This is a genomic window from Pseudomonas edaphica, assembly GCF_005863185.1.
In the GTDB taxonomy this organism is placed as follows: domain Bacteria; phylum Pseudomonadota; class Gammaproteobacteria; order Pseudomonadales; family Pseudomonadaceae; genus Aquipseudomonas; species Aquipseudomonas edaphica.
Window position 1 is genome coordinate 1 of sequence record NZ_VBVZ01000185.1, and the last position, 10,301, is coordinate 10,301.

A 10,301-nucleotide genomic window follows, 5' to 3' on the forward strand; every position below is an offset into this window, starting at 1 on the left:
TAAGTACCAACAGCGCGCTGACCAGGTTTTGCAGTTGATGACGCGTGCCTTTGTTCCAGTAAGGGATTACCGGTGCGAGCGTCAGGTTAAGAAGGCCGAACAAGGCCAGGTACAGGGCGTCGTGTTGTTCCAGGTACGGCAGGCTTTCAGGCTGCAGACTCGGAATAAAGGACAGCAGCAACGCTGCAACGCCCGTCAGGAGGTGGACGATTTTCAACATTTTGATTAACTCACGTTAAGACGGATCACAAGGAAGAGCTGACTGGCACGGTTCGCTTCTGAACAATGGGAGGCGTTGAGCACGTGCGCGGGTATCAGCCTATGTGGCGTACCGCAGAAATGAACGGTAACCACACGCCGCCTATTTAACAGCAAAGGCTGTGCCTACTCAAATCAAGCATTTCGGGGCGTTGCAAGGGCAAAGGCATTTCTGCGTCAAACCCTTGTCCTAGACAGTGGCAGGCTTTGCGAGCGGTAATTTTAAAGTTTTCCGACTCGTCACAAAGGTTGGCCCGTCGCTCATAGGAACCGCCGTGGAGAGGGGCGATATGTCGCACGCTGTCTGCCTGTGTCGGGCTGCACACCGCCGGCACTCTTGCTAGAGTGGTCCTGCACCTGATCAATGAATGTTCGTCAATTGAAGGGGAAAAACATGGCAATCGATATTGGTATCAGTGAAGAAGATCGTAAATCCATCGTCGATGGGCTTTCACGGCTGCTGTCCGATACCTATGTAATGTATTTGAAAACCCACAACTTCCACTGGAACGTCACGGGTCCCATGTTTCGTACGCTGCACTTGATGTTCGAGGAGCAGTACAACGAACTCGCGCTGGCGGTGGACTCCATTGCCGAGCGTATCCGCGCCCTGGGCTTCCCGGCGCCGGGTGCCTATTCGATCTATGCCCGGCTGTCTTCGATCAAGGAAGAGGAGGGCGTGCCCAGCGCCGAAGAGATGATCAAGCAACTGGTGGCCGGCCAGGAAGCCGTCACCCGCACCGCGCGCGGTATTTTCCCACTGCTCGACAAGGTCAGCGACGAGCCGACCGCCGACCTGTTGACCCAGCGCATGCAGGTTCACGAGAAAACCGCGTGGATGCTGCGTTCGTTGCTTGAAAACCAGTAAAGCCCCCCCCTGAGCGGCGCCTTCCCGGCGCCGCTCGCTTGTTTCTCCGCATTTCCTGCCGTTGTCCTACAACTTTCCAATCCGCGTCTTCTGGCTGCCCCTCTCGCCCTGCTGTTTTATAGGCCCACTGCCCAATGGGAGAAACCCATGGGCTGCTGTTTGGCAATGGAGTGTCAGGTGTATGTCACGCGGAGTGGGTAATGGAGTGATGGAAACCGCCGGTTTTCACAAGATAAAGGTCGACCCCTTTGCCAAAGGGTTCGACATGGGACTGGCCAAGCCATTGTCCCGGTCGGTCAGGCTCAATGGGTTTTCCACCTGCCTGCGTCTTGAGCAGATCTACTGGAATATCCTCACGGAGATAGCCAGGATCAATGCCTGTTCAGTCAGCGCGTTGCTGTCGTATGTCGATCGGGAAGTGCATTTGCGTTACGGGGGAGTGAAGAACTTCAGCGGGTTGGTGCGGGTGGTGTGCGTGGTCCACGTATTAAAAGATCGTGCCAGCGCCACGGGCCTGGATTAAACCGCCGGTTGCGAAGCAGGCCCACCGTCAAGGCGGGCCAGGCTTCGGGCAGAAAGCCGGCTGCGCTGTGTCGATTTACCAGATATAATCCCGCGCTTTGCTGCGCGCCCCTGGCTTATCCACAGGGTGGGCGTGGCGCAGTTACGATCTGATCGCCGAGACATCTCCATGCCCATGTACGATTATCAATGTGCTTCCTGTGGTCATCAATTGGAAGCCATTCAGAAGATCAGCGCTGCGCCGCTGGTCGATTGCCCTGCCTGCCAGGCACCTGAGCTGAAGAAGATGTTGTCCATGCCGGGCTTCCGCCTGAGCGGCGGCGGCTGGTATGAGACCGACTTCAAGACCGGCGCCAAGAAGAATCTGGCGGGCGGCGACAAAGCAGACTGAGTTGAACTCTACGCGCAGGCTCCTGCATTATCCGTCCCCTGCTTAACTGTACGGTGACAAGGCGAGCCTCCACCGAATTTCGAATTACGAGAAGTGAAACCACTACCATGATGCGCAGCCACTATTGCGGCCAACTGAACGAGACCCTGGATGGTCAGGAAATCACCCTTTGCGGATGGGTTCACCGTCGCCGCGACCACGGCGGGGTGATCTTCCTCGATATCCGTGATCGTGATGGTCTGGCCCAAGTGGTGTTCGACCCGGACCGCGCCGAGAGCTTCGCCGCCGCCGACCGCGTGCGCAGCGAATACGTCGTTAAAATCACCGGCAAGGTGCGTCTACGCCCGGCCGGTGCTGTAAACGCCAACATGGCCTCCGGCGCCATCGAAGTGCTGGGCTATGAGCTGGAAGTGCTGAACGAGTCGGAAACCCCGCCGTTCCCACTCAACGAATACTCCGACGTGGGCGAAGAAACCCGCCTGCGCTACCGTTTCCTGGACCTGCGTCGTCCGGAAATGGCCGAGAAGCTGCGCCTGCGTTCGCGCATGACCACCAGCATCCGCCGCTTCCTCGACGAAAACGGCTTCCTCGACGTCGAAACGCCGATCCTGACCCGGGCCACCCCGGAAGGTGCGCGTGACTACCTGGTGCCGAGCCGTACCCACGCCGGTTCCTTCTTCGCATTGCCGCAATCGCCGCAGCTGTTCAAGCAACTGCTGATGGTCGCCGGCTTTGACCGCTACTACCAGATCGCCAAGTGCTTCCGCGACGAAGACCTGCGCGCTGACCGTCAGCCGGAATTCACCCAGATCGACATCGAGACCAGCTTCCTCGATGAAAAAGAGATCATGGGTCTGACCGAGCAAATGATCCGCAACCTGTTCAAGGAAGTGCTGGACCTGGAATTCGGCGAATTCCCGCACATGACCTTCGAAGAAACCATGCGCCGCTACGGTTCCGACAAGCCAGACCTGCGTAACCCGCTGGAACTGGTGGACGTGGCCGACCAGCTCAAGGAAGTCGACTTCAAGGTGTTCAGCGGCCCGGCCAACGACCCGAAATGCCGCATCGCCGCCCTGCGCGTGCCTGGCGGCGCGAGCATGCCGCGCAAGCAGATCGACGACTACACCAAGTTCGTCGGCATCTACGGTGCCAAAGGCCTGGCGTACATCAAGGTTAACGAGCGCGCCAATGGCGTTGACGGCCTGCAATCGCCGATCGTGAAAAACATCCCGCTGGACAACCTGAACGCGATCCTCGACCGCGTCGGTGCAGTCGATGGCGACATCGTGTTCTTCGGTGCCGACAAGGCCAAGATCGTCAGCGAAGCCTTGGGCGCGCTGCGCATCAAGCTCGGTCACGACCTGGACCTGCTGACCTGCAAGTGGGCGCCAATGTGGGTCGTCGACTTCCCGATGTTCGAAGAAAACGAAGACGGCAGCTTCAGCGCCTTGCACCACCCGTTCACCGCGCCGAAGTGCTCGCCTGAAGAGCTGGAAGCCAACCCGGCGGGCGCTCTGTCGCGCGCCTACGACATGGTGCTCAACGGCACCGAGCTGGGTGGCGGTTCGATCCGTATCCACCGCAAAGAGATGCAACAAGCGGTGTTCCGCCTGTTGGGCATCAACGAAGCGGAACAGGAAGAGAAGTTCGGCTTCCTGCTCGACGCCCTTAAGTACGGCGCACCGCCGCACGGTGGCTTGGCGTTTGGCCTGGACCGTCTGGTGATGCTGATGACCGGCGCCCAGTCGATCCGCGAAGTGATCGCCTTCCCGAAAACCCAGAGTGCTGCGGACGTCATGACCCAGGCTCCGGGCGTGGTGGATGCCAAGGCGCTGCGCGAACTGCACATCCGTCTGCGCGAGGCGCCGAAGGCTGAGTAAGGCTGCGGCGTGAAAGCGCAACAAGGTTTTACGCAGTCAAAAAGGCGCATCTTCGGATGCGCCTTTGCGTTTAAAAGAGGGAATTCCTGCCTGGGGCGGGATTGATAAGGTTTCTAGAGAATTTCGGAGTTGTGTTATGGCTGGCCATTCCAAGTGGGCGAACATCAAGCACCGCAAAGAGCGTCAGGATGCCAAGAAAGGCAAGATCTTCACCAAGTGGATTCGCGAACTGACCGTCGCCGCCCGCCAAGGCGGTGGTGACCCAGGTTCCAACCCGCGTCTGCGCCTGGCGCTGGACAAGGCCTTGGGCGCGAACATGAGCCGCGACATCATTGATCGCGCGGTGGCCCGTGGTGCCGGCGCTGCCGATACCGACGACATGGTCGAGCTGAGCTACGAAGGCTACGGCCCAGGCGGCGTGGCGGTGATGGTTGAGTGCATGACCGACAACCGCAACCGCACCGCGGCTGCTGTGCGCCATGCCTTCAGCAAGTGCGGCGGCAACCTGGGTACTGATGGCTCGGTGGCTTACCTGTTCGAGCGCAAGGGGCAGATCACGTTCGCCCCCGGCACCGATGAAGACGCCCTGATGGAGGCGGCCATGGAGGCAGACGCCGACGATGTGGTGACCAACGAAGACGGCTCCATCGACGTATTCACCTCGTTTGCCGGCTTCTACTCCGTGCGTAACGCGCTGGAAGCGGCGGGTTTCAAAGGCACCGACGCAGAAATCGTGATGTTGCCGACCACCAGCGCCGAGCTGGACCTGGACGGCGCGCAGAAAGTGCTGAAGATGCTGGATATGCTCGAAGACCTGGATGATGTGCAGAACGTCTACTCGAACGCCGACATCCCGGAATCCGTAGCCGAACAACTTACCTGAGCACCATGAAAATCGCCTGTGGGAGCCGGCTTGCCTGCGATAGCATCACCTCGGTTTGACGGAAATACCGAAGTGTCTGCATCGCAGGCAAGCCAGCTCCCACATTTGATTGTTGTTGGCCGCAAGAATCATGTTTTTCCCAACCCGCAGGCGTTATGACTTTAATCCTTGGTATCGACCCCGGTTCGCGCATCACCGGTTTTGGCGTGGTGCAACACACCCCGCGTGGCTGCGTCTATGTCGCTTCGGGCTGCATCCGTACCGGCGCGGGCGAGTTGGCTGAGCGCCTGCAGATTGTGTACCGCGGCGTGCGTGAAGTGATCCAGACCTACGGGCCGGTCACCATGGGCATCGAAAAGGTCTTCATGGCCAAAAACGCCGATTCTGCCTTAAAGCTCGGCCAGGCCCGTGGCGCTGCTATTGTGGCCGGTGCGGAGGAGGGCATGGAAATCGCCGAATACACCGCGACCCAGGTCAAACAGGCCGTGGTCGGCACCGGCGCGGCGAATAAAGAGCAGGTGCAGATGATGGTCATGCACATGCTCAAGCTCACCTCAAAGCCGCAAATCGACGCCTCCGACGCCCTGGCCATTGCCATTTGCCATGCACACACGCGTTCCAGCCTCTTGCCGCATGGCCTGGGCACCGCACGCAGTCGTGGCGGGCGGCTGCGTCTCTGATAGCATCAGCGCAATCGTTATTTCCGGTCAGGCCGTGCTCTGACCCCAAGCTTTAAGGATCTGAACCGTGATTGGACGCTTGCGCGGCACCCTGGCTGAGAAACAGCCGCCGCACCTGATTCTGGATGTAAATGGGTTGGGGTATGAGCTGGAAGTGCCCATGACCACCTTGTACCGTTTGCCGTCGATCGGTGAGCCGATAACATTGCACACGCATTTGGTGGTGCGCGAAGACGCGCAATTGCTCTATGGTTTCATTGGCAAGCGCGACCGCGACTTCTTCCGTGAGCTGATTCGCCTCAATGGCGTGGGGCCAAAGCTGGCGCTGGCGTTGATGTCGAGCCTGGAAGTGGACGAGTTGGTACGCGCAGTTTCGGCCCAGGACACGTCAGCGTTAACCAAGGTGCCTGGTGTCGGCAAGAAAACCGCCGAGCGCCTGCTGGTCGAACTCAAGGACCGTTTCAAGGCCTGGGAAGTGGTGCCGAACATGTTCGCGCTGGTACCGAATCAGCCGGACATGCCGGCCGGCCAGGTCGCCAGTGCCGAAAGCGATGCCGTGAGCGCGCTGATCTCCCTGGGCTACAAGCCCCAGGAGGCGAGCAAAGCCGTGTCGGCCATCAAGGACAAGAACCTGAGCAGCGAAGACATGATCCGCCGAGCCCTGAAGGGAATGATTTAAGTGATTGAAGCTGATCGTCTGATCGCGGCCACCGGCCCGCGCGACCGTGAAGAAGTCCAGGACCGCGCCATCCGCCCCGTCAGCCTTGCCGACTATATCGGCCAGCCGACCGTGCGCGAGCAGATGGAGCTGTTTATCCAGGCTGCGCGTGGGCGCAATGAGTCCCTCGATCACACGTTGATCTTCGGCCCGCCAGGCCTGGGCAAGACCACCCTGGCCATGATCATCGCCCAGGAGATGGGCGTGTCGATCAAGTCCACCTCCGGCCCGGTGCTGGAGCGTCCGGGTGACCTGGCCGCGCTGTTGACCAACCTTGAACCGCACGACGTGCTGTTTATCGACGAGATTCACCGGCTGTCGCCGATCGTCGAGGAAGTGCTGTACCCGGCCATGGAAGACTTCCAGCTCGACATCATGATCGGTGAAGGCCCGGCAGCCCGCTCGATCAAGCTCGACCTGCCGCCGTTCACGTTGGTCGGCGCCACCACGCGCGCCGGGATGCTGACCAATCCGCTGCGAGACCGTTTCGGCATTGTTCAACGTCTAGAGTTCTATAGCACTGCCGATCTTGCGACGATTGTCAGCCGTTCGGCGGGCATCCTGGGGTTGCCACTGGACCCGGAAGGCGCGTTCGAAATCGCCCGCCGCGCCCGTGGTACGCCGCGTATCGCCAATCGCTTGCTGCGTCGTGTGCGCGATTTTGCCGAAGTGCGGGCCAAGGGGCATATCACCAAGGCCGTGGCGGATTTGGCGTTGAACCTGCTGGATGTGGACGAGCACGGCTTCGACCATCAGGATCGACGTCTACTCTTGACCATGATCGAGAAGTTCGACGGCGGCCCGGTCGGTGTGGACAGCCTGGCAGCGGCGATCAGTGAGGAGCGCCATACCATTGAGGATGTGCTGGAGCCGTACCTGATCCAACAGGGTTACATCATGCGTACGCCAAGGGGGCGCGTGGTCACGCGCCACGCCTATTTGCACTTCGGGTTAAACATTCCGTCACGATTGGGCGAGATGCCTGTAGTAGACGAATTCCTCGATGCAGTGGACGATTAAAAACACCACGCCAGACGATTTATCTGAAGTTTGTGCTGTCCTAGTGGCTGGTGTCGTCATTCAGTCGTTAGAAATGCTGAATAGAATGCAAAAACAGTTGCCCAGCCGGATTGGCAACCTGAGGAGTAAGCACTAGAGTATGCGCGCGCAAAACGGGGATCAGTCGTTCGCACATCGCTGTCGCGTTTATTACGAGGACACCGATGCCGGCGGCATCGTTTATTACGTTAACTACCTCAAGTTCATGGAGCGGGCTCGAACCGAGCGGCTACGGGAGCTGGGCTTTGCCCAATCCCAGCTGGCAGGGGAGGACCTGTTATTCGTCGTGCATTCCAGCGAGGCGCGCTACCACGCACCGGCGCGACTGGACGACGAATTGCTGGTCAGCGCTGAAGTTATCGAATTGAACCGTGTCAGCCTGCGCTTTAAACAGCAGGTCAGGCGGGCAACGGATGCAACGCTGCTCTGTGAGGGGCAGTTCCTGGTGGCTTGTGTGCGCACCAATAGTTTGAAACCCCGGGCCATTCCCGAAGCTCTACGTGCGGCCTTTGCCGGCGTAAGCGGCGCGGGTAAACAATCAAAGCAGGAGATTTAGCGTGGAACCTACCGTCGTCGACCATTCCTCCATGTGGAGCCTGGTCAGCAATGCCAGTGTTGTGGTTCAACTGGTGATGCTGGTCCTGGTAGCCGCATCGGTTACCTCTTGGGTCATGATTTTTCAGCGCAGCAACCTGCTGCGTGCCGGTCGACGTGCCCTGGAGAGCTTCGAGGAGCGCTTCTGGTCGGGTATCGACCTGTCCAAGCTGTACCGTCAGGCCGGTAGCAACCCGGACCCGGATTCGGGCGTAGAGCAGATCTTCCGCGCCGGTTTCAAGGAATTCTCGCGCCTGCGCCAGCAACCGGGTGTTGACCCGGAAGCGGTCATGGAAGGCGTGGCCCGTGCCATGCGCGTTGCCATCTCCCGCGAAGAAGAAAAGCTTGAACAAAGCTTGCCGTTCCTCGCCACCGTCGGTTCCGTGAGCCCGTACATCGGCCTGTTCGGTACCGTGTGGGGCATCATGAACTCCTTTCGTGGCCTGGCCCAGGCGCAACAAGCGACCCTGGCCACCGTGGCCCCGGGTATCGCCGAGGCCTTGATCGCCACCGCGATCGGCCTGTTCGCCGCTATTCCCGCAGTAATTGCTTACAACCGTTTTGCCGCTCGTGGCGAAACCTTGATCAGCCGTTACTACACCTTCGCCGATGAATTCCAGGCGATCCTGCACCGTAAAGTGCACACCAGCGAAGAATAAGCAGGTAATTTCCAATGGCTTTAATCGCTCGAGCTCGCAAAAAGCGCAAGCCGGTCGCCGAGATGAACGTAGTGCCTTACATCGACGTGATGCTGGTGCTGCTGGTTATCTTCATGGTGACCGCGCCGATGCTCAATCAGGGCGTGAAGGTTGATCTGCCCAAGGTTTCCAGCGAAGCCTTGCCGCAAGACAACAACACCCAGGTCCTGACCATTTCGATCAAGGCTGACAAGACCTATTACTGGAACCTTGGCAGCGAAGTCGACACCCAGAAACAGCAGGACAAGGCCATGACCTTGCCGCAGATGACGGACGCCGTGACCAAGATCATCCGGTCCGGCAACGAAGGCGGCAAGCACACGCAAGTGTTCATTCGCGGCGACAAAGTGGTCGACTATGGTTCCGTCATGGGCGCCATGGGCGGGCTGCAGAAGGCCGGCGTGGGTAACGTTGGCTTGATTACCGAGGCGCCCTGATGCAGCAACAGCGAGAGCCGTCCGCCTCGGAAAGCTACTTCTGGCCTAGCGTCTGGGCAATTGCCCTGCACGTCCTGGTGTTTGGCATGCTGTTCGTCAGCTTTGCCATGACCCCGGACCTGCCGCCAGCCAAGCCGATCGTGCAGGCGACCCTGTATCAGCTGAAATCGAAAAGTCAGGCCACCACCCAGACCAATCAGAAGATTGCGGGTGAGGCCCAGAAGTCGGCTGCGCGCCAGACCGAAGTCGAGCAGATGGAACAGAAGAAGGTCGAGCAGGAAGCGGTGAAGGCTGCTGCGGAACAAAAGAAAGAAGAGGCGGCTCAAAAGGCCGAGGAATCGAAAAAGGCTGACGAAGCCAAGAAAGCTGACGAGGCCAAAAAGGCTGATGAAGCCAAAAAAGCCGATAAAGCTGCCGAAGCTAAAAAGGCTGAAGAGAAACAATTGGCTGATATAGCCAAGAAGAAGTCTGAAGAAGAAGCCAAAAAAGCTGCCGAAGAAGAGGCCAAGAAAAAGGCCGCTGAAGACGCCAAGAAGAAGATAGTCGAAGACGCGAAGAAGAAAGCCGCCGAAGACGCCAAGAAAAAAGCTGAAGCAGACGAGGCGAAGAAGAAAGTCGCCGACGACGCGAAGAAGAAAGCTGCCGCCGACGCCAGTAAGAAAAAGGCCCAGGAAGCAGCGCGTAAATCCGCCGAAGAGAAAAAGGCCCAGGCCTTGGCAGATTTGCTCTCCGACACGCCGCAGCGTCAGCAAGCCTTGGCCGATGAACGTGGCGATGAAGTCGCGGGCAGTTTCGACGACCTGATTCGGGCACGGGCAGCGGAGGGTTGGACACGTCCACCTTCGGCACGTAAAGGCATGACAGTAGTGCTGCAGATCGGCATGTTGCCGGACGGTACGGTGACTTCGGTCAGCGTGTCCAAGTCCAGTGGTGACGGTTCGTTCGACAGTTCGGCGGTTGCCGCGGTCAAGAACATTGGCCGGTTGACCGAGATGCAGGGAATGAAACCAAGCGACTTCGCTCCCTATCGTTCATTCAAGATGACATTCACACCTGAGGATCTAGCCTTGTGAGAAACCTTCTTCGAGGAATGCTTGTCGTTATTTGCTGTATGGCAGGGATAGCGGCGGCGGATGAAAAGAACATTCTGGTCACCAGCGGTAGCGATCGGGCCACCCCGATCGCGGTAGTACCGTTCGGTTGGCAGGGCGGCAGCGTGCTGCCGGACGACATGGCCCAGATCGTCAGCGACGACCTGCGCAACTCCGGCTACTACGCGCCTATTCCAAAGGGCAACATGATCAGCCAGC

The 10,301-nt window shown here is 59.0% G+C and carries 13 protein-coding genes and 1 pseudogene; 13 read left to right on the top strand and 1 reads right to left on the bottom strand.

Features of this window, described 5'->3' with window-relative positions:
* A partial coding sequence (locus FEM54_RS14410; protein WP_338109339.1) for a cold shock domain-containing protein membrane protein occupies positions 1 to 220 on the bottom strand: 220 nt, incomplete at its 3' end.
* Between the two features lie 432 nt (positions 221 to 652).
* On the opposite strand from FEM54_RS14410, the gene FEM54_RS14415 reads away from it, so the two are divergent.
* The 13 genes and pseudogenes from FEM54_RS14415 to FEM54_RS14475 all read left to right on the top strand — a co-directional run.
* Complete coding sequence (locus tag FEM54_RS14415; RefSeq protein ID WP_138451543.1) at positions 653 to 1,126, top strand: Dps family protein; 474 nt, start codon at positions 653 to 655, stop codon at positions 1,124 to 1,126.
* Between the two features lie 181 nt (positions 1,127 to 1,307).
* Entirely contained in the window at positions 1,308 to 1,649 is a 342-nt protein-coding gene (locus FEM54_RS14420) for a ribbon-helix-helix domain-containing protein (protein ID WP_017139807.1), read from the top strand.
* A 168-nt stretch (positions 1,650 to 1,817) separates the two neighbouring features.
* Positions 1,818 to 2,039 carry an FmdB family zinc ribbon protein gene (locus FEM54_RS14425; protein ID WP_017139808.1) on the top strand — a complete coding sequence of 74 codons (222 nt, stop codon included), beginning with the start codon at positions 1,818 to 1,820 and terminating at the stop codon, positions 2,037 to 2,039.
* A 107-nt stretch (positions 2,040 to 2,146) separates the two neighbouring features.
* Positions 2,147 to 3,922, top strand: a complete 1,776-nt coding sequence (gene aspS / locus FEM54_RS14430) for an aspartate--tRNA ligase (protein WP_138451545.1) — start codon at positions 2,147 to 2,149, stop codon at positions 3,920 to 3,922.
* A 136-nt stretch (positions 3,923 to 4,058) separates the two neighbouring features.
* A complete protein-coding gene (locus FEM54_RS14435) occupies positions 4,059 to 4,805 on the top strand; it encodes a YebC/PmpR family DNA-binding transcriptional regulator (RefSeq protein WP_138451547.1) in 747 nt (248 codons plus the stop codon).
* Between the two features lie 155 nt (positions 4,806 to 4,960).
* On the top strand, positions 4,961 to 5,485 hold the full coding sequence (gene ruvC, locus FEM54_RS14440) for a crossover junction endodeoxyribonuclease RuvC (RefSeq protein WP_024077147.1): 525 nt from the start codon (positions 4,961 to 4,963) through the stop codon (positions 5,483 to 5,485).
* 67 nt (positions 5,486 to 5,552) lie between these two features.
* Positions 5,553 to 6,164 carry a Holliday junction branch migration protein RuvA gene (gene ruvA / locus FEM54_RS14445; RefSeq protein WP_056858571.1) on the top strand — a complete coding sequence of 204 codons (612 nt, stop codon included), beginning with the start codon at positions 5,553 to 5,555 and terminating at the stop codon, positions 6,162 to 6,164.
* Positions 6,165 to 7,223, top strand: a complete 1,059-nt coding sequence (gene ruvB, locus FEM54_RS14450) for a Holliday junction branch migration DNA helicase RuvB (RefSeq protein ID WP_017139814.1) — start codon at positions 6,165 to 6,167, stop codon at positions 7,221 to 7,223.
* A 139-nt stretch (positions 7,224 to 7,362) separates the two neighbouring features.
* On the top strand, positions 7,363 to 7,818 hold the full coding sequence (gene ybgC / locus FEM54_RS14455; RefSeq protein WP_071484353.1) for a tol-pal system-associated acyl-CoA thioesterase: 456 nt from the start codon (positions 7,363 to 7,365) through the stop codon (positions 7,816 to 7,818).
* Position 7,819: 1 nt separating this feature from the next.
* Positions 7,820 to 8,515, top strand: a complete 696-nt coding sequence (gene tolQ, locus FEM54_RS14460; RefSeq protein ID WP_003209819.1) for a protein TolQ — start codon at positions 7,820 to 7,822, stop codon at positions 8,513 to 8,515.
* Positions 8,516 to 8,538: 23 nt separating this feature from the next.
* Positions 8,539 to 8,991 (top strand): protein TolR, encoded by a 453-nt coding sequence (gene tolR / locus FEM54_RS14465; RefSeq protein WP_161630238.1) that lies wholly within the window; start codon positions 8,539 to 8,541, stop codon positions 8,989 to 8,991.
* Positions 8,991 to 10,064: a cell envelope integrity protein TolA gene (gene tolA / locus FEM54_RS14470; protein ID WP_017139816.1), complete on the top strand. Its 1,074-nt coding sequence runs from the start codon at positions 8,991 to 8,993 to the stop codon at positions 10,062 to 10,064. Before tolR ends, tolA begins: the two co-directional genes overlap by 1 nt.
* Positions 10,061 to 10,301: pseudogene (locus FEM54_RS14475) on the top strand (Tol-Pal system beta propeller repeat protein TolB); the annotation flags it as partial. The gene tolA and the pseudogene FEM54_RS14475, both read left to right, overlap by 4 nt.

Coding starts and splice junctions, on each gene's coding strand:
- FEM54_RS14420 (WP_017139807.1), top strand. CDS start 1,308: ATGTCACGCGGAGTGGGTAATGGAGTGATGGAAACCGCCGGTTTTCAC.
- FEM54_RS14425 (WP_017139808.1), top strand. CDS start 1,818: ATGCCCATGTACGATTATCAATGTGCTTCCTGTGGTCATCAATTGGAA.
- ybgC (WP_071484353.1), top strand. CDS start 7,363: ATGCGCGCGCAAAACGGGGATCAGTCGTTCGCACATCGCTGTCGCGTT.
- ruvC (WP_024077147.1), top strand. CDS start 4,961: ATGACTTTAATCCTTGGTATCGACCCCGGTTCGCGCATCACCGGTTTT.
- FEM54_RS14435 (WP_138451547.1), top strand. CDS start 4,059: ATGGCTGGCCATTCCAAGTGGGCGAACATCAAGCACCGCAAAGAGCGT.
- tolA (WP_017139816.1), top strand. CDS start 8,991: ATGCAGCAACAGCGAGAGCCGTCCGCCTCGGAAAGCTACTTCTGGCCT.
- FEM54_RS14415 (WP_138451543.1), top strand. CDS start 653: ATGGCAATCGATATTGGTATCAGTGAAGAAGATCGTAAATCCATCGTC.
- aspS (WP_138451545.1), top strand. CDS start 2,147: ATGATGCGCAGCCACTATTGCGGCCAACTGAACGAGACCCTGGATGGT.